Genomic DNA, 26,690 nt, shown 5'->3' with positions numbered 1-26,690 from the left:
TTTTGCGGTCACGTACTTTTCCTCCCCTGCAAGGGGAGGGGGACCAGCGAAGCTGGTGGAGGGGTGTTACCACTTGCGAGGATGGCGGAACCTCGCACAGCGCCCCCCCTCCGTCAGGGCTTCGCCCTGCCACCTCCCCTTGCAGGGGAGGAAAAAAAGGGGCCGGGCAACTTCTGCTGCCCAGCCCCCCTTGCCTACCGTCCGACGAAGATCAGCGCGCGATGCCGCCCGCCGCCAGCACCGCCAGCGTCACCAAGTCCCCGGCGGTCGAGGTCATCGGCGCGATCTGCACCGGCTTTTCCATACCGATCAGCATCGGCCCGATCATGCTGTCGCCGCCCAGTTCGCGGAGCAGCTTGGCCGAGATATTGGCGGACTGAAGACCCGGCATGATGAGGACATTGGCCGGACCCGACAGGCGCGAGAAGGGGAAGTTCGCCATCTGCTTGGGGTTCAGCGCGACGTCGGGCGACATGTCGCCTTCATATTCGAACCCGACCTGCCGCTTGTCGAGCGCGAGCACGCCGTCGCGCACATTGTCGATCCACTGGCCTTCGGGATTACCGAAGGTCGAATAGGACAGGAACGCCACGCGCGGCTCATGCCCCATGCGACGGGCGACGGCGGCGGTGCGCTCGGCGATGTCGGCCAGCTCCTCGCCCGAGGGACGCTCGTTGACCGTGGTGTCGGCGATGAAGACGGTGTGGCTCTGCCCGACGAGCAGGTGGATGCCGAACGGCACCTTGCCGTCGACCGGATCGATGACCCGGCGGATCTCGCGGAAGCTCTGCGCATAGGTGCGGGTGATGCCGGTGATCATCGCATCGGCCTGGCCCAGTTGGAGCATGACCGAGCCGAAGATGTTGCGGTCCTGGTTGATCATCCGCTCGGCATCGCGGCGCAGATAGCCGCGACGCTGAAGCCGCTGGTACAGGAAGTCGACCATCTGCGGCACCATCTCCGAGGTGCGGCTGTTATGGACTTCATATTCCTGCGGGTTGGTGACGCCCAACGCCGCCAGACGGTCATACACATCGTCGCGACCGACCAGCACGGGGGTACCGTAGCCGCCCTCCTTGAAGGCGATGGCGGCGCGCAGCACCACTTCCTCTTCGCCCTCGGCGAACAGCACGCGCTTCGGATGCGCCTTGGCACCCTCATAGGCGAGGGTCAGGACCGAGGTGGTCGGGTTGAGGCGCGCCCGCAGCTTCTGGCGATAGGCGTCCATGTCGAGGATCGGCCGCGTCGCCACGCCCGAATCCATCGCCGCCTTGGCCACCGCCGAGGGGACCAGCTCCATCAGGCGCGGATCGAACGGCGCCGGGATGATATATTCCGGGCCGAAGCTGTGCTGCGTGCCATAGGCCAGCGCCACTTCCTCCGGCACGCGCTGGCGTGCCAGTTCGGCGATGGCGTTGGCGGCGGCGATCTTCATCTCGTCATTGATGCCGGTCGCGCGCACATCGAGCGCGCCGCGGAAGATGAAGGGGAAGCCGATGACGTTGTTGACCTGGTTCGGATAGTCCGAACGCCCGGTCGCGACGATCGCGTCGGGGCGCGCGGCCTTCGCCAGCTCGGGGCGGATTTCCGGCTCGGGATTGGCCATCGCGAAGATGATCGGCGACGGCGCCATGTCCTTGACCATCTCGGGCTTCAGCGCACCCGCCGCCGACAGGCCCAGGAACACGTCCGCGCCGTGCAGCGCTTCGGTCAGGGTACGGCGATCGGTGGCGGCGGCATGCGCCGACTGCCATTGATTGACGTCGTCGCGGCCCTGATAGATCACGCCGGTGCGGTCGCACATGATGACATTGTCGTGGCGCACGCCCATCGCCTTCATCAGCTCGGTACAGGCGATCGCCGCCGCGCCCGCGCCGTTGACGACGACCTTGATCTCGTCCAGCCGCCGCTTGGTCAGCAGGCAGGCATTGATGAGACCCGCCGCGCAGATGATCGCGGTGCCGTGCTGGTCGTCATGGAAGACCGGGATGTTCATCCGCTCGCGCAGGGTCTGCTCGATGATGAAGCATTCCGGCGCCTTGATGTCTTCCAGGTTGATGCCGCCGAAGCTCGGCTCCATCAGCTCGATCGCGTCGATGATCCGGTCGACATCCTCGGTCTTCAACTCGATATCGATCGAGTCGACATCCGCGAAGCGCTTGAAGAGGACGGCCTTGCCCTCCATCACCGGCTTGGACGCCAGCGCGCCCAGATTGCCGAGACCCAGGATCGCGGTGCCGTTGGAGATGACCGCGACCAGATTGCCCTTGGCCGTATAGTCGTAAGCCGTGGCGGGGTCTTCGGCGATGGCCAGCACCGGCACCGCGACGCCGGGCGAATAGGCCAGCGCCAGATCGCGCTGCGTCGCCATCGGCTTGGACGCGATGATCTCGATCTTGCCGGGGCGTCCCTCGGAATGGAACAGCAGGGCCTCGCGCTCGGAGAACTGGTCGGTGGGTTCGTCGGACATGCGCGCGGCCTTCGATGCTGTGGATACAAGGACGCTACGGCTCTTGAAGCTTTCGGGCGTGGCTGACAACCCTGTCACGCGGGAGTTTTGCCGCCCTAGGCAAGGCCAGCCATCAGCCTTATAAGTTCATCTATGGAGCATGAGCCCGGCATTTTCGAGCAGCGCGACGAGGCGGCGGAACTGGCCGCCGATGAACGCGCGCTTGTGGATTTTCGGGCCGGCCGTTTCGTGCCGCATGAGAAGATGGCCGAATGGCTGAAGACCTGGGGTACGCCCGATCGCAAGCCCCTGCCCCGCGAATGGCTCGAATAAGCTGGTCGATCCAGGCCTCGCTGCAACTTACCGCGATCGTCGATTATCTGGAAGAATTCGATCCTTCTGCAGCCCGGCGATTGGGTGCGCGATTGCTGGAACTTGCTGATTCCCTCCGGGAATTTCCCGATCGCGGCCGACCGATTCCGCAGGGTCGTCGCGAGATGGTGACGGTTCGCCCCTATATTCTGCGTTATGTCCATGAGGGCGATACGGTGGTGATCCTCGGTATCCGCCATGCCGCCCAACTCTCCGAAGATTGAAGAAGTGCCGATGACCACCCCCACCCCGATGATGGCGCAATATCTGGCGCTGAAGGCCGAGGCCGAGGATTGCCTGCTCTTCTACCGGATGGGCGATTTCTTCGAACTGTTCTTCGACGATGCGCGCATCGCGTCGGGCGTGCTCGACATCGCGCTGACCTCGCGCGGGGAGCATGAAGGCGAGAAGATTCCGATGTGCGGGGTGCCGGTCCATGCCGCGACCGCCTATCTGCAGCGCCTGATCAAGGCCGGGCACCGCGTCGCCATCGCCGAACAGACCGAGACGCCTGCCGAGGCCAAGGCACGCGGCGGCTCCAAAGCGCTGGTATCGCGCGGCATCGTGCGGGTGGTGACGGCGGGTACGCTCACCGAGGAAGCCCTGCTCGACGCCAAGTCCGATAACTGGTGCGTCGCGATCGGCGAGGCAGGCGGCACGGTGGCACTGGCTGCCGCCGACATCTCGACCGGGCGGTTCGTGGTGATCGATGTGAAGGCCGACGCACTGGGGGCAGAGCTGGCCCGCCTGGCCGCCGCCGAAGTGGTCGCCGCCGAGAATGCGGTCCATGCCGATGCCGCGACGACGTTGCGCCCCTCTTCGACCTTCGACAGCGGCAGCGGCGAGGACCGGCTGAAGCGGCTGTACGGCGTCGCCACGCTGGACGGGTTCGGCCAGTTCAGCCGTGCCGGGCTGTCGGCGGCGGGCGGACTGGTCGCCTATCTCGACCACACCGCCAAGGGTGCCCTGCCCTTCCTGCGCCCGCCCGTCCTGAGCCAAGCGGCAGGCGCCATGGCGATCGACGCGGCGACGCGCGAAAGTCTGGAGCTGACCCAGACCGCGAACGGCCAGCGCAAGGGCTCGCTGCTCGATGCGGTCGACCGGACGGTGACGGGCGCGGGTGCGCGGGCGCTGGCCGGGGATATCGGCGCGCCGCTGATGGACCGGGATGCGATCGAGGCGCGGCTCGATCTGGTGCAGCATTTCCATGACGATGCCGCGCTTCGTGAGCGTTTGCGTGCAGCATTGCGGGCGCTGCCCGATATCGGCCGCGCCATCGGCCGGATCGCGGCGGGGCGTGGTTCCCCGCGCGATCTGGGGCAGCTGCGGGATGGCCTCGACGGGGCCTGGGCGCTGTCCGAGCAACTGACCGATGGTCCTCCCCTGCTGCGCGAGACGACGCCCCGTTTGCGCGGCCATGGCGCACTGATCGACCTGCTCCGCCGCGCGCTCGTCCCCTCGCCGCCGATCGAGGCGAGCGAGGGCGGCTATATCGCGGCGGGCTATGACGTGGCGCTCGACGATCTGCGCGATGCGGGTGCGGGCGGACGCCGCGCCATCGCCGCGCTGGAGACCGAGTTCCGCCAGAAGACCGGCATTGCCGCGCTGAAGATCCGTCACAACGGCGTGCTCGGCTATCATGTCGAAGTCCCTGCACGTTCGGCCGATGCGCTGATGAAGCCGGAATCGGGCTTTACCCATCGCCAGACGCTGGCGGGCGTCGTCCGCTTCAACACGCCCGAGTTGCATGAGGTCGCCAGCAAGGTCGCGCAGGCAGGCGCCCATGCGCTGGCCGCCGAGGCCGCGCATCTGGAGGAGCTGACCGCCGCCGCGCTCGCCTCGCGCGAAGGGATCGCCGCGACGGCGGATGCGCTCGCCCGACTGGACGTGGCGAGCGGGCTGGCGGAACGTGCGGTGGAGGGCGGCTGGGTCCGGCCCGAACTGGTCGACCATGCCTGTTTCGATGTGACGGGCGGGCGGCATCCGGTGGTCGAGGCGGCAGTGGCGCGCTCGGGTGAGCGGTTCGTCGCCAATGATTGTTCGCTGTCGGAATCCTCACGGCTCTGGCTGGTTACCGGCCCGAATATGGGCGGCAAGTCGACCTTCTTGCGTCAGAACGCGCTGATCGCAGTGCTGGCGCAAGCCGGGTCCTATGTGCCCGCCACGCACGCCAAGATCGGACTGGTCGACCGGCTGTTCAGCCGGGTCGGCGCGTCGGACAATCTTGCGCGTGGGCGCTCGACCTTCATGGTCGAAATGGTCGAGACGGCCGCGATCCTGGCACAGGCTGGCCCACGCAGCTTCGTGATCCTGGACGAAGTGGGGCGTGGTACCTCGACCTATGACGGCCTTGCGATCGCCTGGGCCGTCGTCGAGGCGATCCATGAGGATAATCGCTGCCGCTGCCTGTTCGCGACTCACTATCACGAGTTGACCCGGCTGGCCGAGCGGTGCGAGGCGCTGTCGCTCCACCATGTCCGCGCGCGCGAGTGGAAGGGCGAACTGGTCCTGCTGCATGAGGTTTCGGAAGGGCCGGCCGATCGCTCCTACGGTCTGGCGGTCGCACGGCTGGCGGGGATGCCGCCGACGACGGTGGCGCGGGCCAAATCAGTACTGGCCAAGCTGGAGGCGGGCCGCGCCAAGACCGGCGGGCTGGCGGCGGGGCTGGACGACCTGCCGCTGTTCGCCGCCGCGGCGCAGATCGAGGAAGAACAGTGCGATGCGATCCGGGCGGAGGTGGAGAAGCTCGACGTCGACGCCCTGTCGCCACGCGAGGCGCTGGATGCGCTGTACAAGTTGAAGGCGTTGGCGCGGGAGGGGTGAACGAGCCCCTTCCCGCTTACTCGCTTCTTCGACCCCGGCGCAGGCCGGAGCCCAGGTTCCACGCAGCCCAAGGCGCGCTAGGATCGTCAGGGGGAGGCAATCGGTATCCCGCCTTCGATGGCTCACCGCAACTGGGCCCCGGCCTTCGCCGGGGTCGAAGAGTAGAGAAGACAAATCTCCCCACCTCCGTTCAGCCTGAGCGAAGTCGAAGGCCACGCACCTCGCCCAGCCACAAGGACGGCCCGTGCACTTCGACTTCGCTCAGTGCGAACGGAGGGTGGGAAGCTGATCGGGCATGAATGAAATGCCTCCGCCCCGATCATCAAGAACAGGAAAGTGGGGAGCTTCTGTTGCCCGGTGCTCCCCGTACCGCTGGATTCCCCTTCTGTTGCCCGGTGGGGTCCGACCGCGCTATTTTGGTGTAATGTCAGGCCGCGAGGCCCTCAATTACGCCGCAATCGCGAGTGCTTCGTTATCGTTGGCACTTGTGTATATGGGCCGTTGCGGTGGTCCCATTCCGAACGAAAACAGCGCTTTTCAACACACGTCGATCCTGGTTCGGCCCCGTCAGAAACGGTGTCCAAGTACACCACCTTTTATGGTGGAGCCGCCGGGTACTGCCCCCGGGTCCGCTGCGTCTATTACTCGCCGCAGTTTATCGTCATAGCCGGGTGAAACCCGGCAAAAGGGGATATAGGAAGCCCGGCGGCATTACGCAAATGCCTTTCGCTCGCCCCATTTTGGGTCCATGGAGGCGGCCATGTTGACCCAGCGGTCCCGTTATGCGCTGCGCGCGATGCTGTTCCTGGCGGAAATGCCGGTGGACGGGCCGCCGACCTCGATGACCCGCATCGCGGCCGAGGCCAATGTGCCACGCAAATTCCTGGAGCTGATCCTCGCCGACCTGAAGGGCGCGCAGCTGCTCGACAGCCAGCGCGGCAAAATGGGCGGATACCGGCTGGCGCGGCCCGCGCATCTGATCTCGCTGGGTGACATCATCCGCACGATCGAAGGGCCGCTGGCGCTGGTGCCCTGCGTCAGCCGGACCGCCTATCGCCCGTGCAACGACTGCAAGAGCGAAGCCGACTGCGCCATCCGCCATGCGATGATGCGCGTGCGCGACGAGACGGCGCGGATTCTCGACGGTACCAGCCTAGCGGATGCAACGGCCAAGAAGCTGGCGGCGGCTTAAGCCCTTTACCCAACATTGTGCCACCCCGGCGGAGGCCGGGGTCCAGTTGCGGTGAAGCAACGGAGGCGGGGCGACGCCGCCTCCCAAGCGACGTTGCTGCGCGTCACGGGCTTGACGACAACTGGGCCCCGGCCTCCGCCGGGGAACACCAGCCTTCTGATTTAAACGCTCAGGGACGCCGCGCGCGCAGTTCGTCGCGGATTTCGCGGAGCAGCGCGACATCGGCGGGTTCGGCCTTGGGCTCGGCGGCGGCTACGGTCTTGTCCTTCTCGAAGATCGCGGTCGCACGATTCACGGTGCGGATCAGCAGGAAGATGATGAAGGCGACGATCACGAAATTGACCGCCTGCGTCACGAACGCGCCATAGCCGAGCAGCGGCACGCCCGCTTTCTTCAGCGCGGCATAATCGGTCAGCGAACCCGCATAATTGGCGGGTATCGGCCCCATGCGCAGAAAATAGCTGGAGAAATCCAGACCGCCGAAAATCTTGCCGATCACCGGCATCAGCACGTCGTCGGTCAGCGATGTCACGATCTTGCTGAACGCCGCCCCGATGATGACCGCCACCGCCAGATCGAGCACATTGCCCCGCGCGATGAAGGCGCGAAATTCCTTGAGCATCGCCAACTCCCTCTATTCGATGAACTTTCAGGCTATCGTCGCTTTTGCCCTTCGCCAAGCGCCTCACGCGTCTTATATAGCCGATACAGTTGACGGAGGAATATTCGAATGCGTCGTCCCGTTCTTGCCCTGACCCCGGTCGTGATGGCCGTCGCTTTGTCCGGCTGCGGCATGAACAGCGTGCCCACGGCCGAGGAAAATGTGAACGCGAAATGGGCCGACGTTCAGGCCGCCTATCAGCGCCGCGCGAACCTGATTCCCAATCTGGAAGCCACCGTGAAGGGTGCCGCCGCCTCGGAAAAGTCGATCCTGACCGAGGTGGTCAACGCGCGCGCCAAGGCGACCTCGGTCCAGGTGTCGGGTGACGACCTGTCCGACCCCGCCAAGATGCAGCAGTTCGCGGCAGCGCAGGGCCAGCTCAGCGGCTCGCTCGGCCGCCTGCTGGCCAATGTCGAGGCCTATCCGAACCTGAAGAGCCAGGACAATTTCCAGACCTTCATGAGCCAGCTCGAAGGCACCGAGAACCGCATCAACATCGCGATCGGCGATTACAACAAGGCGGTGCAGGCCTATAATACCCGCATCCGTACCTTCCCCGACGCGATCGGTGCCAAGGTGTTCTACGGCGCCAAGCCCAAGACCCCCTATCAGGCGACCACGCCGGGCGCCGAGAATGCGCCCAAGGTGAATTTCGGCGCCTGATCGTATTCTCATGCCCCGGTTCACCCGGTTGCTTCGCCCGGTCATCGGGCTCTGGCTGATCCTCTGCGCCGTCCCCGTGATGGCGCAGACCTTTCCCAAGCTCGACGGGCTGGTCGTCGACGCGGCGAACAAGATCGATCCCGCGACCAAGGCCCAGCTCGAACAGAAGCTGGCGGCCTTGCAGAAGGATACCGGCCGCCAGTTGGTGGTCGCGACGATCCCCGACCTGCAGGGCTATCCGATCGAGGATTATGGCTATCGGCTGGGCCGGGCCTGGGGCGTCGGCCTGAAGGACGCGAACAACGGCGCGATCCTGTTCGTCGCGCCCAATGAGGGCAAGGGCCAGCGCGGCCCCCGGCTGGAGGTCGGGCGTGGGTTGGAGCCGATCCTGACCGACGCCTGGTCGTCGCAGATGATCCGTACGCTGATGATCCCGCGCCTTCGGGAATCGAGCGACATATCGGGTGCCCTGAACGCGGGCGCAGACGCGGTCATCGCCCAGCTTCGCGCCTCGCCCGAGGAAGCCCAGGCCAAGGTGGCCGAGGCCGCCAAGCAGTTCGACCGCGAGCATCGCCGCGGCGGCAGCGATTCCAACGGCTTTCCGATCGTCATCATATTGGTGATCTTCATCGGCGGCTTCGTCCTGCTGTCGATCCTGCGCCGCCGACAGGGCCAGCGTTTCCACGACGATGACGATGATGATCGTGGGGGCGGCGGTGGGCGTCGCGGCGGCGGAGGCTGGCCGATCATCCTCTGGGGTCCAGGCTGGGGCAGCGGCGGCGGATCGGGCGGCGGCTGGAGTTCGGGCGGCGGCTCGTCCGGCGGCGGCAGCGACGGATCGTGGTTCGGCGGCGGCTTTACCGGCGGCGGCGGGGGCGATTTCGGCGGCGGCGGCGCATCGGGGGATTGGTAAGATGTTGAGCGAAGCCGATAGCGACCTGGTCACCGCCGCCGTCGCGCGCGCGGAGGCGACGACGGATGCGGAGATCGTCACCATCGTCGCGCCCCGGTCGGACGAGTATCGTGATATCGCCTTGTGGTATGCGGCGGCCGCCATGCTGCTGGTGCCGCTCTTCGCCGCGCTCTTCCCCGATCTGGGGTTGAAGCTGCTGGCGCTGGTCCACGACGCCTGGAGCGCGCCGGGCGAGGATCTGATCCTGGGCGTGCTGATGCTCGCACAGATTCTGGTCTTCGGTCTGGTCTTTGCGCTGCTCGGCCCCGTCGCGCGCCGCATCGCGCTGGTGCCCAAGAGCATCCGCCATGCCCGCGTCCGGGCGCGTGCCGTCCTGCTGTTCCGCGTCTCGGCCGAGCGACGGACCGACAGTCGTTACGGCGTTCTGCTCTACCTCTCGGAGGACGAGCATATGGCCGAGATCGTCGCCGACTCCGGCCTGACCGGCAAGGTCGGGCCGGAAACCTGGGGCCGCGCCATGGCGGTGATGCTGCCCCATGTCGCCAAGGGCCATGTCGGCGAAGGGCTGAGCGCGGCGGTCGAGCGCATCGGGCTTGTGCTGGCGACACATTTCCCCAAGACGGCGGCGGACACCAACGAACTGCCGGACAGACCGATCTCGCTATGACCGATCCCCGTATGGACGCCCCCCTCGAAACCCTGGCCGAGGGGCGTTTCCTGGCGCTGCGCAAGCGCGGCACCTGGGAATATGCCGACCGACCGCGCGACATCCGCGCCGCCGTCATCCTGGCGATCGAGGACGGCCATATCCTGCTGGTCGAGCAATTCCGCATTCCGCTGGGCCTGACCTGTCTGGAAATGCCCGCCGGATTGATCGGTGACGAGACCGAGGGCGAAGCGGTGCTCGACGGCGCCGCACGCGAGCTGGAAGAGGAAACCGGCTATCGCCCCGCCCGGATCGAGGCGCTGGGGGAATTCTGTTCCTCGCCGGGCATGACGTCGGAGCGTTTCACCCTGGTCCGGGCCACCGGGCTGGTGAAGGTCGGCGAAGGCGGTGGCGATTCGGACGAACAGATCGTCGTTCACCGGGTGAAACTGTCCGAGGTTTCCGCCTTCATCGCCGAACGCCGCGCGGCGGGCGTGGCGGTCGATGCCAAGCTGCTCTTGCTGCTGGGTGGCGGCATCCTGGGCTTTTAAGTTCGCGCGAAGCCGCGAAGACGATTTATCGCGCGGAGACGCGGAGGCGCGGAGAGGTCTTGCTCGCGGCAGCGAAATATCTCTTCAACCGGCCGTTTGTCACGCGCGCCGGATGCCACCAGACACGCCACCTCTGCGCTCTCTGCGCCTCTGCGCGAACCAATTCACAAATTCTTCGCGTCATCGCGGCTTCGCGCGAATACATGGTGACCCGCCGGGACCGACGGGCAGGTGCCAAGAAACTTTGTTCGCGCAGAGGACGCAGAGAGGATGGGCGCGCGGAAGCGACATACCGCTCTAATCAGCCGGTTATGAAGCGATCCCGATGCCGCCGGGCGAGACACCTCCGCGTCTCCGCGTCTCCGCGCGAACCAACCCCCTCAAGCGCCACGCGCGAAAGAAAAAGCGCCCCGGCCTCGACCGGAGCGCTTGAACCTCAGCGAAAGTTGTCGGCGTAGCTTTGCAGCTTCAACGTCTTTTGCGGCGTCGGCACGACATGATGATCGAGCCCTTCGCGCTGGCAATAGGCGATCGCCTCTTCCAGCGTCGCGAAGGTCAGGCGGACCTGTTCCTGCGTGTCGCCGCTGCCGGCCCAGCCGGTCAGGGGATCGGGCTTTTTCGCCTCGGTCGGTTCGAATTCGAGTTGCCAGCGATCGGTCCGGTACTTGCCGGATTGCATCGCGTTCTTGGGGCGCTGGAAGATGCGAGCAGTGGCCATAATTCTTGTCCCTTATCGCGAACCGGCGGCTCTTGCATCCGCCTTTTTCGTGCGCAGCGTCGCGGACGCCGCCGCGGGGTCGTCGGGCCAGGGGTGACGGGGGTAGCGGCCGCGCATTTCCTTGGCCACCGCGCTCCAGCTTCCCGCCCAGAAACCGGGCAGATCGCGCGTCGTCTGGATCGGCCGCCCGGCGGGTGAGGTGAGGCTGAGGACCAGCGGCACGCGCTCGGCCCCGATCACCGGATGCTCGGCGAGGCCGAACAGCGCCTGCACGCGCAGCTCGACGCGCGGACCACCTTCGGCTGCATAATCAATCGCATGGCTACTGCCCGCCGGGCTGGTGAACTGCGACGGCGCCATCGAATCGATCCGCCGCTGGTCGTTCCAGTCGACCAGATTGCGGATCGCCTCGGTCAGCGCGCCCGGTGCCAGCGCGTCCAGCCGCCGCTTGCCCGCGACCAATGCGGGCAGCCAGTCGTCCAGCCGTTCGAGCAGCGTCTCGTCGTCCAGCGCCACCCCGGCATAGGCCGCTCGCGCCCGGTAAGCCCCCGCCCCGTCGCTCCAGGGCAGCAGCGACAGGCCATGCGTCCGCACCCCCTCGACCAGCGCCTCGGCGATGGCGTCGGGTGACGCGCCCGAATCGGGGCCGCTCGACAGGCGAAGCCCGCCCAGCCGCCGTTCGCGCAACGCCTCGACGCCGCCCGTTGCCGGGTTGAAGGTGACGGTCCGCCGCGTCTCGATCCGATCGGCGAACAGCGCCTCGACGGTGGCAAGGTCGAGCGGCGCGGCCGACAGGATGCGCGCGCCCGAGGCCGCACCTTGCGTCTCGCCCACCGCCAGCCATTCCGAACTCGCCAGCCCAGAGGCGGGATCGAGCCGGAAGCCCCTGCCCCCCACACTCGCCCAATTCTCGCCCGTGCCGTCACGCCGCCGCGCCACCCGATCGGGATAGGCGAGCGCGAGGCAGACGCCCGCCGCATGGTCCCAAATCTCCCGCTCGACCGGTTTCGGGGCGAGGCCGGTCCAGCGTTTCGCCATCGCCCTCGCCGCTTCCGCCTTGGGGCCACGCTCGGTCCGCCAGCGGCGCAGGCGCTGTTCGACATCGACATCCTGCCCGCCCATGCCACGCTCGCCGAGCAGCACGGCGACCTCGGCGGCGGTCGACGCCAGCCCGCGCTCGCCGCTGCGGATCAGCATATGCGCCAGGCGCGGCGGCATCGGCAGTTTGGCGATCGCCTTGCCATGCGCGGTCGGGCGGCCGGTTTCGTCCAGCGCCTCCAGCACCGTGAGGCGGGCGCGGGCTTCCGCAACGGCCGCCTCGGGCGGCGGGTCGAGCCATGGCAGTGCGCGCGGGTCGCTTACCCCCCAGAGCGCGGTGCCGAGCAGCAGCGCCGACAGGTCCGCCTCCAGGATCTCGGGGGGATCGAAACGTGGCAGGCCCGCCGTCGCGGCTTCTTCCCACAGGCGGTAAGCGACACCCGGCGACTGGCGCGCGGCGCGGCCCGCGCGCTGGATGACGGCGGCCTGGCTGGCGCGCTCGGTGACAAGCCGGGTCATGCCCGCCGCGCGGTCGTAGCGCGGGCGGCGGGCCAACCCGGAATCGACGACGATCCGTACGCCATCCAGCGTCAGGCTGGTCTCCGCGATGGAGGTGGCCAGCACGATCCGCCGCCGTCCCTCCGGATCGCGCCGGATCGCCGCGCGCTGCGCCGCCGGGTCGAGCGAACCATGGAGTTCGTGGATCGCGATGGCGGAGGGAAGGTTCGCCAGCCGCTCGGCGGTGCGTGCGATCTCGGCGGTGCCGGGCAGGAAGGCGAGGATGTCGCCCTCCGCCTCCTCGGTCAGTGTGCGGCGGATGGCGGCGGCGACCGAGTCCTCGATCCGCGCTTCGGTGGCGCGACCGAGATGGCGCAGGGTCAGCGGATGGCTGCGCCCCTCGCTCTCGATGACCGGGGCATCGCCCATCAGGCTGGAGAAGCGACGGCCATCGAGCGTGGCGGACATCGCAACCAGCCGCAGATCGGGTCGCAATCCTGCTTGCGCATCCAACGCCAGCGCCAGCCCGAAATCGCCGTCGAGGCTGCGTTCATGAACTTCGTCGAACAGCACCGCCGAGACGCCCGCCAGCTCGGGATCGGCCTGGATGCGCGCGACGAAGATGCCTTCGGTGACGACGGTCACGCGGGTCGCGGCGCTGACCTTGGTGTCCATCCGGGTCGCATAGCCGAAGGTGCGGCCGACCGGCTCCTCGGCGAGTGCGGCCATGCGCTCGGCGGCGGCGCGGGCGGCGAGGCGGCGGGGGGACAGGAGCAGGATTTCGCCGGTGCACCAGGGCTGGTCGAGAAGGGCGGGCGCGACGGCCGTGGTCTTGCCCGCGCCGGGGGGCGCGACGAGGACGGCGTTGGGGGCGTCGGCGAGCGCGGTCAGCAGGTCGGGCAGGACGGCAGTGACGGGCAGGGTCATGGGGGTGCGATAGGGGGTTTGGGGAGCGGGGTGAAGGACCTGCGCCTCACCTCCGTTCGGGCTGAGCGACGTCGAAGGCTAAGGGAAGCCCCGTCCGTGTGGCGAATGTCGAGGCGTGGGCTTCGACTTCGCTCAGCCTGAACGGAGGATGGGATGCAGTCTCAGTCAAGCCGTTCCCCGGCAGAGGCCGGGGCCCAGGCTCCACGAAATTCGTGGCGCGTTACACAACGCGGGGGAGGCAAAGCGTTTCGTGGCTTCGACACTGCACGGCAACTGGGCCCCGGCCTTCGCCGGGGAACGGTTGTTTGGTTTCAATACGCCCGCGCGACCGCGAACTCGACCGCTTCGATCATCGCGCTCTTCGCCGGACCATCGGCAAAGCCACGCAGCGCCTCGATCGCCAACCCGCCATAATGGCGCGCGCGGGCCATCGTGTCGTCGACCGCCCGGCTCTTGCGGACCAGCGCGATGGCGTGGGCGAAGTCCTCGTCCGACGTCCGCCGCCCCTCGACCGCATCCTTCCAGAATGCGCGCTCTTCGTCGTTCGCCCGCGCATAGGCCAGGATCACCGGCAGGGTCATCTTGCCCTCGCGGAAATCGTCGCCCGCGTCCTTGCCCATCGTGCCTGCGTCCGACACATAGTCGATCGCATCATCGATCAGCTGGAACGCGATGCCCAGGTTCCGACCATAGGCCTCCAGCGCCAGCTCCTCCGCCTCCGGCCGCTCGGCGACGACCGCCGCGATGCGACAGGCGGCGGCGAACAGCGCGGCGGTCTTGGCGTCGATGATCGACAGATAGCGTTCCTCGGCCAACCCCACCTGCCGCACGGCGGTCAGCTGGTTCACCTCTCCCTCCGCGATCACCGCCGAGGCACCCGACAGGATGTTCAGCACCTTCAGGCTGCCCGCATCGACCATCAGCTGGAAGGACCGGCTGAACAGGAAGTCGCCGACCAGCACGCTGGCGGGATTGCCCCAGATGATGTTGGCGGTCCGCCGCCCGCGCCGCAGGTCGGAGCCGTCGACGACATCGTCATGCAGCAGCGTGGCGGTGTGGATGAACTCGACCGCCGCGGCCAGGACATGATGGCTGTTGCCCTGATAACCTAGCAGCTGTGCGCTCGCGAGCGTCAGCATCGGGCGCATCCGCTTGCCGCCGCCCGCGATCAGGTGGCCCGCCAGTTGCGGGATCAGCGGGATTTCCGACGCCATGCGGTCGATGATGACCTGGTTCACGGCGTTCATGTCGTCGGCCACCAGCCGGATCATCGGGTCCAGCGAGGGCGCGGGCTTGGCGAGGCGGGTGGCGGTTACGGTCATGGGCAGGTAAGAGCCTCTGGCGACAACGCTTGCCGAACGCAAGCCTAAGCGCGAAAGGGCCCGCGCGAATTCATGTGCGGCGCGGGCCGCCAGAGGGAGACAGACCGATCATGTCCGACACCGTGCTGACCGGCTATCGCCAGTCGATCGACAATATCGACGCCGCGCTGGTCTTCATGCTGGCCGAGCGATTCAAGATCACCCAGGCGGTCGGACGCTACAAGGCGGAGAACGAACTGCCCCCGGCCGATCCCGGCCGCGAGGAGTCGCAGATCGCCCGGTTGCGCCAACTGGCGAGCGATGCGCAGCTGGACCCCGAATTTTCCGAGAAATTCCTGCGCTTCATCATCGACGAAGTGATCCGCCACCATGAGCGACTGCGCGGCTGATGGCATTCCTGCTGGCGATCGAAGGCGCGGACGGCGCAGGCAAGGCAACCGCGACGGCGGCCGTTACCGAGCGGCTGAACGCCGCCGGGCTGTCGGCGGCGGCCTTGTCCTTCCCGCGCTATGCCGAGACGGTCGGCGGCTGGGCATTGGGCGAGTATCTGGCGGGCCGCCTGCCCCATGCCGCCGCGCCCGAGACGGCGGCGACTCTCTATGCGCTCGACCGATTCGAATCGCGGCCGCACCTGATCGAACTGGCCGAAGCACACGACGTGATCGTGTTCGACCGCTATATCGCGTCGAACATGGCCTATCAGGCGGCGCAGGTGGCGCCCGACCAGGCGCCCGCGCTGCTGCAATGGATCGAGCAGTTGGAGACGGTGCAGTTCCGCCTGCCCGCCCCGCATCTGTCGGTCTATCTCGACACGCCGCTCGACGTCGCGCGCGACCTGATCGCCCGCAAGCGCAAGCGGAGTTATACCGACGACACCTATGACGCCTATGAGGCCGATCTGGGGCTTCAGGCGCGGGTGCGCGCCAATTACGCCGCGATGGCGGACGGGGCGATGCTGGGCGAATGGGTGACGGTGTCGACCGTGGCGGGCGGTACGTTGCGCGATCCGGCGGCGATTGCGGACGAGATCACGGCGCTGGCGACGGAGCGCCTGCGCTAACCCATCGATTGTTCCCCGGCGAAGGCCGGGGTCCAGTTTCCAGGCGCTATCGATGCGCGAGGCATTGGCCCCCCACGCAACGTTTCGACGCGCCACCGGCTTGGAAGGAACTGGGCCCCGGCCTTCGCCGGGGAACGGATTGACTTAATTCGCGAACTTCTCCCCTTGATGAAATCATTGATCTCACGCGAAGCCGCGATGCCGCGAAGAGAGAAGATTTGGTTCGCGCAGAGGCGCGGAGGACGCGGAGCTGTCGTGCTCGCGGCTCTTGCAGCCCGTCCCCCTCAAGCGATCAGGAGAAAGAGAACTTCGCGCCGCCGCGCGCGATACTTCTCTGCGTCCTCCGCGCCTCCGCGCGAAATCAAACTCTTTACGGCTTGGCGTGAACAAGATTGACGCAGAAAACGCCCCTCAGTTCGACGCGCGGATCGTCCCGGCCAGCGGTGCGAAGCGGGCGACCTGTTGGCCGACGAGGCGCAACTGCCCCTCGACCGCCGGGTCGCTGATCCGCCCTTCCGCGTCGAAGTGCGTCTGCTGCGTGTTCACTGCCGCCGCGAAGGGCGTCGGCCACCCCCGCAGCGCATGGACGATCGAGCGCAGCGCCGCGATGGTCGAACCCGTCGCCTGCCAGCCATAGGCGGTGGCGATCAGCCCCACGGGCAGGTCGGCGAAATAGGGCCGGTCGTCCTTCGCCGTTTCCTCCAACAGGTCGAGCGCGTTCTTCACCAGCCCCGATATGCTGCCATGATAGCCGGGACTGGCGATGATGATCGCCGACGCCTGTCGCACGGTGTCGACGAACACGCGCTCCGCCTCGGTCCGCTCGCCCGCGCGCGGGTTGTAGAGCGGCAGGCGCGCCAGATCCTCGCCGCCGAAGACATGGGTGCGGAACCCTTCGTCCGCCGCCGCCGTCATCGCGGTGCGCAGCGCGCGCTCGGTCGAAGAGACGCTGCCGATCGTGCCGCCGATGCCGACGACGAGCGGGGAAGAGGATGCGCTGGCCATGCCGAGCCTTTCACCCCGGACCGCGCGGCGGGGCAAGCGCTAAGTTTGCTCAGAGGCCCGCTGGCCTTGTCCGGGCTTTGGGAATCGTCGTGCCGCTCGCCTGTCCGGCGCAGGCGCAGGAAGTACGGCAGGGATTCACACGGCATGACGGCATGACGGCATGACGGCATGGTCGCGGACTTGTCGGCGACCTGACGCCCTATCGCGCGGACGGGGCGTGTGCCCTACGGCCTGGGCGGCCCGGTCGCCGATTCACCGCTGATCCGCGAGCGGGGCAGCGGCGGCAGGCGACGCTGGGGCTGGGTTACGGATTCCGCTTCGGCCTATAGCGCCGCTCGCGCCGCCGCTGCCGCGCGTCCCAGTTCCGCCCGCTCGGCCCGGACGGCCATCGCGTCCCAGGACGCGGCGGCACGCTCGCAGCGGTCGCGGACATTCTGCAATGTCGCATCGGCGGCGTTGTTGCGCTCGATCTCGGCCTGATTGCGGAAGAAGATGGCATCGCGAGACATGGATTATCCTTTCGGGCCACAAAAAAAGCGGTAGCCGGACCGGCTACCGCTTCGACATTCAGGCGGGCTGAAGGTTGACCGCCGCCATCTTTCCGCGACGATCCTCTTCCAGTTCATAGGTGACCCGCTGGTTTTGGTTCAGCGTGATCATCCCGGCGCGCTCGACCGCGCTGATATGGACAAAGGCGTCCGCGCCGCCACTCTCGGGGGCGATGAAGCCATAACCCTTGTCGGCGTTGAAGAATTTGACGGTTCCCGTGATGCTCATATTCGTTCCTTCATCATGATGAACCAGGCAGGGCCGGGTTCGGGGCCGCGGTGCAGGGAAAGAAGGAACGAGCCACAAAGCAGAGAACCGTCGATTTGCGACTTTAGCACGGATCAATATCGGGTCCCCGCGCGCAAATGTAAGGGCCGGTGCGAAAATACTGTTTCCGCTCACCCCGATCGACCGACAGCATGGCCTTGCGAGCGCCCCCATGAACGCCCGAACTTCACCCCGACCGGCTTTCGGGACTGGCGTCGCCGGTCGGGCGGGTTAGAAGAAGGACAAAGCAGAACGGGAGGACCGAGCGGGGCATGACGAAACACCTTCCCTGGATCGCACTGGCGATCGTCGGAGCGGGCGCGCTGGGCGTGGTCGCCACGGTACGCGGTGAACCGATCAACGCGCTATGGATCGTGGCCGCCGCCGTCTCGGTCTATCTGATCGCCTATCGTTACTATGCGCTGTTCATCGCGCGGGTGATCGGCATCGACCCCCGCCGCCCCACTCCGGCCATCCGCCGGGCCGACGGCCTCGACTATGTGGCGACCGACCGGACGGTGCTGTTCGGCCACCATTTTGCCGCCATCGCGGGTGCCGGGCCTTTGGTCGGGCCGGTACTGGCGGCGCAGATGGGCTATCTGCCCGGCACGCTTTGGATTCTTGCGGGTGTTGTGCTGGCGGGCGCGGTGCAGGATTTCCTGGTGCTGTTCCTGTCGATGCGGCGGGACGGGCGCTCGCTGGGCGAGTTGATCCGCATGGAGATGGGCCCGGTCGCGGGCACCATCGCGCTGTTCGGTGCCTTCATGATCATGGTCATCATCCTGGCGGTGCTGGCGCTGATCGTCGTGCGGGCACTGGCGGAAAGCCCCTGGGGCCTGTTCACCGTGGCGGCCACCGTGCCGCTGGCGATGCTGATGGGCGGTTATACCCGCTGGGTCCGGCCGGGGAAGATCGGCGAGGTGTCGATCATCGGTTTCATCGGCCTGATCCTCGCCATCGTCTATGGCCAGTCGATCGCTGAATCGGCGACACTGGCGCCGCTGTTCACCTTCACGCCGGTGCAGCTCTGCTTCCTGCTGATCGGCTATGGCGCGGTTGCCTCGGTGCTGCCGGTGTGGCTGCTTCTCGCGCCGCGCGACTATCTGTCGACCTTCCTCAAGATCGGCGCGATCGTGGCGCTGGCCATCGGCATCGTCGTAATGGCGCCGCCGCTGAAGATGCCCGCGCTGACCAAGTTCATCGACGGCAGCGGGCCGGTCTGGGCCGGGCCGCTCTTCCCCTTCCTGTTCATCACCATCGCCTGCGGCGCGGTGTCGGGCTTCCACGCCCTCATCGCCAGCGGCACCACGCCGAAGCTGATCGCCAGCGAGAAGGACGCACCCTTCATCGGTTACGGCGCGATGCTGATGGAAAGCGCGGTGGCGATCATGGCGTTGGTCGCGGCCTCGATCCTCGATCCGGGCGTCTATTTTGCGATGAACGCGCCCGCCGCCGTGCTGGGCACCGATCCGGCCAGCGCCGCCGCCGCCGTCACCGCGATGGGCTTTCCCATCTCCGCCGACACGCTGACCCAGGTCGCGCGTGACGTGGGCGAGCATACGATCATCAGCCGTGCGGGCGGCGCGCCGACACTGGCGGTGGCGATGGCGGAAATCTTCAGCCACCTGTTCGGCGGACAGGCGATGAAGGCCTTCTGGTATCACTTCGCCATCCTGTTCGAGGCGCTGTTCATCCTGACCGCCGTCGATGCGGGGACCCGCGCAGGGAGGTTCATGCTGCAGGATCTGATCGGCCTGGTCGTCCCCAGCTTCCGGGGATCGAGCAAGGTCGCGCCGGGCCTGATCGCGACCGGCCTGTGCGTCGCGGCCTGGGGTTTCTTCCTCTATCAGGGCGTCACCGATCCGCTCGGCGGGGTGAACACGCTGTGGCCGCTGTTCGGCATCTCCAACCAGATGCTGGCCGCCGTCGCGCTGATGCTGGCGACGGTCGTGCTGTTCCGCATGAAGAAGGACCGTTATGCCTGGATCACGGTGATCCCGACGGTCTGGCTGCTCGCCTGCACGCTGACCGCCGGTTGGCTGAAGATCTTCTCGGCCGACCCGCGCGTGGGTTTCCTGGCGCATGCCGACAAGTTCGCCAGCGCCGCCGCGTCGGGCAAGGTGCTGCCGCCCGCCAAGACCATGGCGGAGATGGGGCGGATCATCTTCAACGACCGGATCGACGCCGGGCTGTGCGCGATCTTCCTGGGCGTGGTGCTGGCGATCCTGGTCTATGCGGTGCGGACCTGCCTGATCGCGCGCCGTATCGACCGGCCGAGCGTGACCGAGGTCCCGCCCGAACCGGTGGCCGCCGAATGAGCTGGCTCGCCCGCCTGCGCCAGATCGGCAATGCGATGGTCGGAATGCCTAGCTATGAGGCCTATGTGGCGCATATGGCGGTGAAACATCCCGACCGGGAGCCGATGGACGAGGTGACCTTCTTCCGCGAGCGGCAACAGGCGCGATACGGCGGGAAGAATGGCGGGCGCTGCTGTTGATCGTTCCTGCGAAACCGCGAGGACGGGAAGAAGAAAGAAGGTTGGTTCTCGCGGAGGCGCGGAGGTGTTAGGCCCGGCCGACAGGCCAGACCATCCCACCGCGCGACTCATATTCGGCCACTTCTGAGCGCAGCCAAAGCCCCTCTGCGTCCTCCGCGCCTCTGCGCGAACAAAAAACCTTCGCGCCATCGCGTCTTCGCGTGAGCCGGAAACCCCCGCCCCGCCCCCGCCCTTGCCTTTTACCCGAGCCACAGCTACATCGCGTTCCCATCCGAACAGCGCGGACGGACCTTTCGTCGCAGGCCCCCTGGGGCAGGCGACGGCGGACCCATGCCCCGCTGACAGTAATTTCAACGCAGGTGCGGGAACGGCACGAGTGGCGAAGACGACCCCCATCGAATTCCTCAACCAGGTCAAGACCGAGACCAAGAAGGTCGTCTGGCCGACGCGGCGCGAGACGGTGATGACCGGTGTGATGGTGGTCGTGATGACCACGATCCTGGCCATCTTCTTCCTGGCGGTCGACTCGTTCTTCGAGACGCTGGTCCGCACCCTGCTGTCGTTCGCGAAGTAAAGGGTTCTCATGGCGCGCTGGTACATCATCCACGCTTATTCCGGTTTCGAGGGCAAGGTCCGCGACTCGATCATGGCCGAGGCCACCCGTCTGGGCCTCGACCATCTGGTCGACCAGATCGAGGTGCCGACCGAGACCGTGACCGAGGCCCGCCGCGGCAAGAAGATCGCGGTCGAGCGCAAGTTCATGCCCGGCTATGTGCTGGCCAAGCTCGACATGACCGACCAGGTCTATCACCTCGTCAAAAACACGCCGAAGGTGACCGGCTTCCTGGGCGCGATGGGCAAGCCGCAGGCGATCAGCGAGGCGGAAGCCACGCGGATGCTGAATTCCAAGGAAGAAGCCGCCGCCGCCCCGAAGCACAAGGTCAAGGTCGACTACGAGATCGGCGACGCGGTCAAGGTTCTGGAAGGCCCCTTCGCCAGCTTCAACGGCGTGGTCGAGGAATTGGATTTCGACAAGTCCAAGGTCAAGGTGTCGGTGTCGATCTTCGGTCGCGCCACCCCGGTGGAACTGGACTTCGAGCAGGTCGAACGCTCGAAGTAAGTTCGGACCATCCGACGAAAACGGGGCCGGGGCGGCGACGCCACCGGCCCTTTTCGTATTTGGGGCTTATCTTCAACTCCCGCCTGCTCCCCTACCTCCGTTCAGGCTGAGCCCTTCGGCTGGCTGGCAAGCCAGCCGCTCAGGATAAACTTCGGCGCTTTGCGCCGAAGTCGAAGCCCACGCCCGCCCCTCGCCGCCCAGCGAGTCCCGTGCACTTCGACTTCGCTCAGTGCGAACGGAGGGCTGGAAGAAACACCCCCCTACAATTTCGCGCTGTTCGCCACCTGCCGGAACGCCGCGACCCCGGCGTCGAAATAATGCAGCCGGGGCGCCTCGAACGTGATCAGGTACAGCTTGCCGCCAATCATCGCGCCGCGCCCCTCGCCCTTGCGCGGCAGGTCTTCGTTCGGCCGGGTGAAGCTATAGGTGAAGCGGATGCCCGGCTTACCCGCAAAGGCCATCGGCTCCATCCCCTCGACCGTGAACAATGGCGTGTCGAGCGCGATGCGATAGCTGTTCTCGACCAGCGTCGGTATGTCGGTCACCAGCATCGTCGCCTTGACGCGCGGCAGCGGCTTGGTGCGCTTGCTGACCTCGCGGAACAGCGTCTGTTCGGGTTCGATCCCGCCATAGAAGGTCAGGTCGTTCAGCGCATCGCCATCGAAGGTCCACGTCTCCGAATTGCGCCCCGGCCGCGCGCCCAGCTTGTTCCATTCGACCGAGGGCGTGACCGTCAGCACCGATTTAGCGACCGCCATGGGCTGCCCCGCCGGGATCAGCTTGTTGCCCGCCAGCACCGGGGCCGCAACCAGCGCCAGTCCGATCGCCGCGATCCTCAAACCCTTCATTGCACGCCCCCTTCCCCGATCAACATCGCCATGGCCGCGCGGTCGCTCGCCTGCGGTGCGCGCTCCAGATAGGTTTTCAGTGCGGCCCGCCCCGCCGCCTCCTGCTGCCCCCGCAGCAGCGACAGGCCCAGCCCGCGCCAGGCGATCGGGTCGGTACAGCCCGTGTCGATCGCCTGCTGATAGAATTGCGCCGCGCTTACCAGATCGCGGGGGTTACCGCGCTCGCGATAGAGTTCGCCGCGCGTCAGCAGCAGGTCGGGCGTCCATTGCCCGCCCGCCAGTTCGCCCAGCAGATACTCCGAGCCGCCGAAATCGTTGAGCTTGATCTGATCGGCCAGGAAGCTCGCCCGCCATGGGCGCATCGCCGTCAGAAACGCGTCGCGCGAATCGTCGCCGCGCTCGCCATCCGCCCCCGCCGCTTCGCGCAGATAGGTTGCGCGGGCGAGTTCGGTCGGGTGATCGGCGAAGAATCCAGCGGCATAATGATGGGTGACGTGCCGCTTGCGCCCCAGCGCGGTCGCATCGTCCTCCGCCATCAGCCGCTCCCACATCCGCGAAGCGGCCAGCGGCCGATAGCCTGCAGCGCTCAGATAGCGCAGGCCCATCAAATCGGCCTCCGTCTCCTGCGCACGGCTATAGGCGAAATGCAGCTGGATCAGGCTGACCGGCAAGGTACTGTAAGGCGAAATCACGCTGGTCCAGGCGAGGATGTCGCCGATCGCCCGCCCCCGGCGAAACGTCTTCAGCCCGTGGCGCATCTCGAAATGCCCGAACTCATGGCCGAGCAGCGCCGCCAGTTCCGCCTCGTCACGCAACCGGAGCAGCGCACCGGTATAGACGACCATCATACCGTTCGGCGTCATGGAGGCATTGAAGACCGGCGCGCGCACCACATAGATACGCACGCCGCGACAGCGATCCTCGCCCACCGAACGGCAGAGAACCTTGGTCAGATAAGCGTTCAGCGCCGCATCGCGTACCACGGCGGGCGAGTCGCGCAGATCGCGCTCGGCCTCATCCGCCTGTTGCCACAGCCCGCGCTCGTCGACGGTCGTCGGCGTATAGGCCGTGCCGTAAGGCGGCAGCGGGGCGAGCCTGTCGGACGCGCCTGCGCCCAGAGCCGCCCCTGCGAGCACAGCGGCGATGATCCATCCGGCCATGATCGCCTCCCGTCAGCGCGCGGCGGTCTTGGTCGGGGCCGCCGGAGCGACCGGCGCCTCGACCGGCTTGCCCGGAAAACCCTCCAGCAATTGCGACACGCGCTTGGCCGCCCCCTCAGGCGTGCGGACATCGCCGCCCATCGCCAGATCGGCGTTGAGCCAGACCAGATCGCCGGTCTTCAGGTCGATCAGCCCGGCATAGCCCTTGTGCACGCCCGCGCTGACCCCGATCCCGGCCACCCCGGCGGCGAAGACTTGCAACAGCTTGCGCCCGGTCGAGCCGTAATGATCCTCAGTCGTCACGAAGAGCGCATAGTCCGCTCCCTGCACGCCCGGCAGCTTGGCGACCTCGGACCCGATCGACCACAGGAAGCTGTCGCTGCGCTTCTTGGTCGGCAGGCGATTGCCGGGGAAGAACTGATAGGTGATGACCGAATCGGCCAGCGCGGTGAACAGCGCGCGATATTCATGCGCCGTGGCCGCGCCCTGCCCGACCGGCTCGACATGAGTGACGACCCGGTTGCCCAGCTTGCCCTGCGCCTCGGCCAGCGCCCTGCCCAGATTCTCGCGCGCCTGATCGGTCCAGTCGGCATTGGGTTCGTACGACCCGCCGGTCGACTGCGCACCGACCGCGATTTCGGGCCGCATCAGGACGATGGTCGCGGTACCCGGGGCCAGCGTGAAACCGGGCTTGTTGCCGGTCTTTTCCTGCGCCGCCAGCGGTGCGGCCGCCAATGTCAGCGCCGCCGCACAGGCCAGCGCACCCCATCCCAGTCGCATGTGTCGAACCCCCGTTCGAGCGATGGCGGAACCGGTCGCTCCCTCGACCGAGTCGTCCATCATGAATCCAGAGTGACATGGCCGGATCGGCCGTGACAAGCGCAATGCTGGCCTTGCCATTTCTCCCCTTTTCGGCTATCGGCCCGCGCTTCCCTAGCATCTTGCGACGGAACCCTTGCGGGAGGGTGCGCTGGCTCATGCCTCGCGTGCCCGTCACGACCGCTAGACTCGAGAAGAGAGTGACATGGCAAAGAAGATTACCGGCTATATCAAGCTGCAGGTCCCTGCAGGCGCCGCCAACCCCTCGCCGCCGATCGGCCCGGCGCTGGGTCAGCGCGGTGTGAACATCATGGAATTCTGCAAGGCGTTCAACGCGCAGACCGGTGAAGTCGAGAAGGGCACGCCCCTGCCGACCGTCATCACCGTCTATGCCGACCGTTCGTTCTCGTTCGAGACGAAGACCGCGCCTGCGACCTACCTCATCAAGAAGGCGGCCAACCTGAAGTCGGGCTCGAAGGAGCCGGGCAAGGTGTCGGCGGGCAAGATCGCGCGCTCGAAGCTCGCGGAAATTGCCCAGGTCAAGATGAAGGACCTGAACGCCAACGATATCGAGGCTGCGACCAAGATCATCGAAGGCTCCGCCCGCGCGATGGGCCTCGAAGTGGTGGAGGGCTAAGATCATGGCGAAGCTGACCAAGAAGCAGAAGGCCGTCCAGATCGACGCCGAGAAGCTGCACGGCATCGACGAAGCGATCACGCTGGCTCGTACCAACGCGACCTCGAAGTTCGACGAGACGATCGAAGTCGCCGTCAACCTGGGCGTTGACCCGCGTCACGCCGACCAGATGGTCCGTGGCGTCGTCACCCTGCCCAAGGGCACCGGCAAGACCGTTCGCGTCGGCGTGTTCGCCAAGGGCGCGAAGGCCGACGAAGCACGCGCCGCCGGTGCGGACGTCGTGGGTGCCGAGGACCTGATGGAAACCATCCAGGGCGGCACCATCGACTTCGATCGCTGCATCGCGACCCCGGACATGATGGGCGTCGTCGGTCGCCTCGGTAAGGTGCTGGGCCCCAAGGGCCTGATGCCGAACCCGAAGCTGGGCACCGTGACCATGAACGTCGCCGAAGCCGTCAAGGCGGCCAAGGGCGGTCAGGTCGAGTACCGCGTCGAAAAGGCCGGCATCATCCATTCGGGCATCGGCAAGGCGTCGTTCCCGGCGGAAGACCTGCGCGCCAACTTCGACGCGCTGGTCGACGCTCTGATCAAGGCCAAGCCGTCGGGCGCCAAGGGCAAGTATGTCCGCAAGGTCGCCGTCTCGTCGACGATGGGCCGCGGCATCAAGGTGAACGTCTCGGAAATCCCGGGCGCGTAAGCCAAGCCGCCAGCGCATGCTGACAGGATCAGGGGGTCGGAACCGAGGTTCCGGCCCCCTTTTTCGTGGCAGGGTGGCGCCCCCCCTTACTCCGTTCAGCCTGAGCGAAGTCGAAGGCCACGCCACGGCCTCGCCGCAAGCGAATCCCCTGCACTTCGACTTCGCTCAGTGCGAACGGAGGGTAGGTTGGCCGCAGGAAGAGGGCGAGTCCCCCCCCTCCCCTTCAGGAGTGGCAGGTCGGTCATGCCCCCGGCATGACCTGAACGATGCGGGGCACCGTTTACCTGCCACTGGGCCGGGGGTGGGGCGGATTTAACGATGACCGACCGATCAATTTTGGTCAGTCCAAAATCCGTCAATGCGGCAAGTCGTCATCCCGCGCCGGAATCGCGCCCGAGCGCATGACCGTCCACCCGGCCAGCCTATGCCCCCGCACCGCCGCCTCGGCCGGATTCAAGCCGTCCAGCCGCGCCCCCAGATAGCCCGCGTTGAATGCATCCCCTGCCCCGCTGGTGTCACGCGGCGACAGGCGCTCGGGCGGGGGGACGATACCGACACCGGTGACCAGGCATCCATCGGCCCCCAGCTTCACCACGACCTCGCCCGCACCCAGGCCCTGCCAGCGGTCGCGCACCTCTTCGGCGGACTTGGCGTCGACCAGCATCGCCTCATCCTCCAGCGTCGGCAGGCCGATATCGCAGCCGCCGATCGCCCGGCGACACAGCTCGCGTGCTTCGTCCTGGCTGGCGAACAGGCGGGGACGGTAATTGCCGTCGAACGCGACCCGGCCGCCCCGCGCGCGGACCCGTTGCGCGAGATCGAACAGATGCTCGCGACTCGGCTCGTCGAGGATCGCCAGGGTGATGAGCGAGTATAGCAGCAGATCGGCCTGTTCCGCCTCCGCTATCACCGCCTCGCTGCCCGGCAGGGACAGGGTGCGCCGCGCGGCGCTCTGTCCCCGCCAATAGGAAAAGCTGCGCTCGCCCGCCTCGTCGGTGGTGATCGCATACAGGCCGGGCATGCGGGTCGGATCGCGCAGGGTCAGGCTGGTGTCGATGCCCTCGGCCGTCCAGTCCTGAAGGAGCGTCGCGCTGAACGGATCCTCACCCAAGGCGGTCACGTAGCGGACGTCACGACCCTTCCGCGCCAGATGGATCGCGGTGTTCAGCGTGTCGCCGCCATGACCCAGCCGCCACAGCCCGCCGTCTGCGCGCGACAATTCGATCATCCCTTCTCCGACGACGATGATCCGCATCCA

At 66.9% G+C, this 26,690-nt stretch carries 28 protein-coding genes and 1 other RNA gene; 16 read left to right on the top strand and 13 right to left on the bottom strand.

What is annotated here, in order from left to right:
- Window positions 1-211 precede the first annotated feature (211 nt).
- A complete protein-coding gene (locus ASF14_RS07165) occupies window positions 212-2,470 on the bottom strand; it encodes an NADP-dependent malic enzyme (RefSeq protein ID WP_056433537.1) in 2,259 nt (752 codons plus the stop codon).
- Window positions 2,471-2,602: 132 nt separating this feature from the next.
- Here ASF14_RS07165 and ASF14_RS07160 point away from each other — a divergent pair, with 132 nt between their 5' ends.
- Genes ASF14_RS07160 through mutS form a run of 3 tightly spaced genes read left to right on the top strand, consistent with a single transcriptional unit; the run spans window position 2,603 to window position 5,644 of the window.
- The gene (locus tag ASF14_RS07160; RefSeq protein WP_056433535.1) at window positions 2,603-2,782 is read left to right on the top strand and encodes a hypothetical protein; all 180 of its coding nucleotides are present in this window, start codon (window positions 2,603-2,605) and stop codon (window positions 2,780-2,782) included.
- Window positions 2,722-3,045, top strand: a complete 324-nt coding sequence (locus ASF14_RS07155; RefSeq protein WP_082442126.1) for a type II toxin-antitoxin system RelE/ParE family toxin — start codon at window positions 2,722-2,724, stop codon at window positions 3,043-3,045. The genes ASF14_RS07160 and ASF14_RS07155 overlap by 61 nt, the downstream gene beginning before the upstream one ends.
- Window positions 3,046-3,073: 28 nt before the next feature.
- A complete protein-coding gene (gene mutS, locus ASF14_RS07150) occupies window positions 3,074-5,644 on the top strand; it encodes a DNA mismatch repair protein MutS (protein WP_056433598.1) in 2,571 nt (856 codons plus the stop codon).
- Between the two features lie 373 nt (window positions 5,645-6,017).
- On the opposite strand, the gene ssrA is transcribed toward mutS, so the two are convergent.
- Window positions 6,018-6,367: a transfer-messenger RNA gene (gene ssrA, locus ASF14_RS20695) on the bottom strand.
- Between the two features lie 37 nt (window positions 6,368-6,404).
- Here ssrA and ASF14_RS07145 point away from each other — a divergent pair.
- Window positions 6,405-6,836 carry an RrF2 family transcriptional regulator gene (locus ASF14_RS07145; protein WP_056433595.1) on the top strand — a complete coding sequence of 144 codons (432 nt, stop codon included), beginning with the start codon at window positions 6,405-6,407 and terminating at the stop codon, window positions 6,834-6,836.
- Window positions 6,837-7,005: 169 nt separating this feature from the next.
- On the opposite strand, the gene mscL is transcribed toward ASF14_RS07145, so the two are convergent.
- Window positions 7,006-7,458, bottom strand: a complete 453-nt coding sequence (mscL, locus tag ASF14_RS07140) for a large conductance mechanosensitive channel protein MscL (RefSeq protein WP_056433530.1) — start codon at window positions 7,456-7,458, stop codon at window positions 7,006-7,008.
- Between the two features lie 108 nt (window positions 7,459-7,566).
- Between mscL and ASF14_RS07135 the strand changes: the two genes are divergently transcribed.
- The 4 genes from ASF14_RS07135 to ASF14_RS07120 are packed head-to-tail and all read left to right on the top strand — an operon-like array spanning window position 7,567 to window position 10,270.
- Window positions 7,567-8,160, top strand: coding sequence for a LemA family protein (locus ASF14_RS07135; protein ID WP_056433527.1), 594 nt, complete (start codon window positions 7,567-7,569; stop codon window positions 8,158-8,160).
- 10 nt (window positions 8,161-8,170) lie between these two features.
- On the top strand, window positions 8,171-9,073 hold the full coding sequence (locus ASF14_RS07130) for a TPM domain-containing protein (RefSeq protein ID WP_056433525.1): 903 nt from the start codon (window positions 8,171-8,173) through the stop codon (window positions 9,071-9,073).
- A gap of 1 nt (window position 9,074) precedes the next feature.
- Entirely contained in the window at window positions 9,075-9,740 is a 666-nt protein-coding gene (locus ASF14_RS07125; RefSeq protein ID WP_056433522.1) for a TPM domain-containing protein, read from the top strand.
- On the top strand, window positions 9,737-10,270 hold the full coding sequence (locus tag ASF14_RS07120) for an NUDIX hydrolase (protein WP_082442125.1): 534 nt from the start codon (window positions 9,737-9,739) through the stop codon (window positions 10,268-10,270). The genes ASF14_RS07125 and ASF14_RS07120 overlap by 4 nt, the downstream gene beginning before the upstream one ends.
- A gap of 436 nt (window positions 10,271-10,706) precedes the next feature.
- On the opposite strand, the gene ASF14_RS07115 is transcribed toward ASF14_RS07120, so the two are convergent.
- The 3 genes from ASF14_RS07115 to ASF14_RS07105 form a co-directional block, all read right to left on the bottom strand.
- Entirely contained in the window at window positions 10,707-10,988 is a 282-nt protein-coding gene (locus ASF14_RS07115) for an ETC complex I subunit (protein ID WP_042491340.1), read from the bottom strand.
- Window positions 10,989-11,000: 12 nt separating this feature from the next.
- The gene (gene hrpB, locus ASF14_RS07110; protein WP_056433516.1) at window positions 11,001-13,451 is read right to left on the bottom strand and encodes an ATP-dependent helicase HrpB; all 2,451 of its coding nucleotides are present in this window, start codon (window positions 13,449-13,451) and stop codon (window positions 11,001-11,003) included.
- Between the two features lie 311 nt (window positions 13,452-13,762).
- A complete protein-coding gene (locus ASF14_RS07105; RefSeq protein WP_056433513.1) occupies window positions 13,763-14,773 on the bottom strand; it encodes a polyprenyl synthetase family protein in 1,011 nt (336 codons plus the stop codon).
- Between the two features lie 110 nt (window positions 14,774-14,883).
- Here ASF14_RS07105 and ASF14_RS07100 point away from each other — a divergent pair, with 110 nt between their 5' ends.
- Both ASF14_RS07100 and ASF14_RS07095 read left to right on the top strand, forming a co-directional pair.
- Window positions 14,884-15,162, top strand: coding sequence for a chorismate mutase (locus ASF14_RS07100; RefSeq protein ID WP_056433511.1), 279 nt, complete (start codon window positions 14,884-14,886; stop codon window positions 15,160-15,162).
- Window positions 15,162-15,833, top strand: a complete 672-nt coding sequence (locus ASF14_RS07095; RefSeq protein ID WP_056433510.1) for a thymidylate kinase — start codon at window positions 15,162-15,164, stop codon at window positions 15,831-15,833. The genes ASF14_RS07100 and ASF14_RS07095 overlap by 1 nt, the downstream gene beginning before the upstream one ends.
- Window positions 15,834-16,244: 411 nt before the next feature.
- Here ASF14_RS07095 and ASF14_RS07090 read toward each other — a convergent pair whose 3' ends face one another.
- From ASF14_RS07090 to ASF14_RS07080, 3 genes are all read right to left on the bottom strand, one after another.
- On the bottom strand, window positions 16,245-16,838 hold the full coding sequence (locus ASF14_RS07090) for an NADPH-dependent FMN reductase (protein WP_056433508.1): 594 nt from the start codon (window positions 16,836-16,838) through the stop codon (window positions 16,245-16,247).
- 323 nt (window positions 16,839-17,161) lie between these two features.
- Window positions 17,162-17,347, bottom strand: a complete 186-nt coding sequence (locus ASF14_RS07085; protein ID WP_056433505.1) for a hypothetical protein — start codon at window positions 17,345-17,347, stop codon at window positions 17,162-17,164.
- A 58-nt stretch (window positions 17,348-17,405) separates the two neighbouring features.
- Window positions 17,406-17,615 (bottom strand): cold-shock protein, encoded by a 210-nt coding sequence (locus ASF14_RS07080; protein WP_056433501.1) that lies wholly within the window; start codon window positions 17,613-17,615, stop codon window positions 17,406-17,408.
- A gap of 311 nt (window positions 17,616-17,926) precedes the next feature.
- Here ASF14_RS07080 and ASF14_RS07075 point away from each other — a divergent pair, with 311 nt between their 5' ends.
- The 4 genes from ASF14_RS07075 to nusG all read left to right on the top strand — a co-directional run bounded on the left by ASF14_RS07075 (window position 17,927) and on the right by nusG (window position 21,271).
- Complete coding sequence (locus ASF14_RS07075; RefSeq protein WP_056433498.1) at window positions 17,927-19,972, top strand: carbon starvation CstA family protein; 2,046 nt, start codon at window positions 17,927-17,929, stop codon at window positions 19,970-19,972.
- Window positions 19,969-20,151: a YbdD/YjiX family protein gene (locus ASF14_RS07070; RefSeq protein WP_056433496.1), complete on the top strand. Its 183-nt coding sequence runs from the start codon at window positions 19,969-19,971 to the stop codon at window positions 20,149-20,151. The genes ASF14_RS07075 and ASF14_RS07070 overlap by 4 nt, the downstream gene beginning before the upstream one ends.
- A 376-nt stretch (window positions 20,152-20,527) precedes the next feature.
- The gene (secE, locus tag ASF14_RS07065) at window positions 20,528-20,725 is read left to right on the top strand and encodes a preprotein translocase subunit SecE (RefSeq protein ID WP_056433493.1); all 198 of its coding nucleotides are present in this window, start codon (window positions 20,528-20,530) and stop codon (window positions 20,723-20,725) included.
- A gap of 9 nt (window positions 20,726-20,734) precedes the next feature.
- Complete coding sequence (nusG, locus tag ASF14_RS07060) at window positions 20,735-21,271, top strand: transcription termination/antitermination protein NusG (protein ID WP_042491307.1); 537 nt, start codon at window positions 20,735-20,737, stop codon at window positions 21,269-21,271.
- A gap of 260 nt (window positions 21,272-21,531) precedes the next feature.
- Here nusG and ASF14_RS07055 read toward each other — a convergent pair whose 3' ends face one another.
- The 3 genes from ASF14_RS07055 to ASF14_RS07045 are packed head-to-tail and all read right to left on the bottom strand — an operon-like array spanning window position 21,532 to window position 24,059.
- Window positions 21,532-22,119, bottom strand: coding sequence for a hypothetical protein (locus ASF14_RS07055; protein ID WP_056433492.1), 588 nt, complete (start codon window positions 22,117-22,119; stop codon window positions 21,532-21,534).
- Window positions 22,116-23,279 carry a M48 family metallopeptidase gene (locus ASF14_RS07050; RefSeq protein WP_056433489.1) on the bottom strand — a complete coding sequence of 388 codons (1,164 nt, stop codon included), beginning with the start codon at window positions 23,277-23,279 and terminating at the stop codon, window positions 22,116-22,118. The genes ASF14_RS07055 and ASF14_RS07050 overlap by 4 nt, the downstream gene beginning before the upstream one ends.
- A gap of 12 nt (window positions 23,280-23,291) precedes the next feature.
- Window positions 23,292-24,059 carry a hypothetical protein gene (locus ASF14_RS07045; protein WP_056433486.1) on the bottom strand — a complete coding sequence of 256 codons (768 nt, stop codon included), beginning with the start codon at window positions 24,057-24,059 and terminating at the stop codon, window positions 23,292-23,294.
- A 244-nt stretch (window positions 24,060-24,303) separates the two neighbouring features.
- Here ASF14_RS07045 and rplK point away from each other — a divergent pair, with 244 nt between their 5' ends.
- Together rplK and rplA are read left to right on the top strand one after the other, a co-directional pair.
- The gene (gene rplK, locus ASF14_RS07040) at window positions 24,304-24,735 is read left to right on the top strand and encodes a 50S ribosomal protein L11 (RefSeq protein WP_007407063.1); all 432 of its coding nucleotides are present in this window, start codon (window positions 24,304-24,306) and stop codon (window positions 24,733-24,735) included.
- Between the two features lie 4 nt (window positions 24,736-24,739).
- Window positions 24,740-25,432, top strand: a complete 693-nt coding sequence (gene rplA, locus ASF14_RS07035) for a 50S ribosomal protein L1 (protein ID WP_056433483.1) — start codon at window positions 24,740-24,742, stop codon at window positions 25,430-25,432.
- Between the two features lie 355 nt (window positions 25,433-25,787).
- Here the strand turns inward: rplA and ASF14_RS07030 are convergent, their stop codons facing one another.
- Window positions 25,788-26,687, bottom strand: coding sequence for a sugar kinase (locus tag ASF14_RS07030; protein WP_056433478.1), 900 nt, complete (start codon window positions 26,685-26,687; stop codon window positions 25,788-25,790).
- Window positions 26,688-26,690: the final 3 nt, after the last annotated feature.

The organism is Sphingomonas sp. Leaf257, from assembly GCF_001422185.1.
Classification (GTDB): Bacteria; Pseudomonadota; Alphaproteobacteria; order Sphingomonadales; family Sphingomonadaceae; genus Sphingomonas; species Sphingomonas yabuuchiae.
This window is presented reverse-complemented; position numbering and strand designations above follow the sequence as displayed.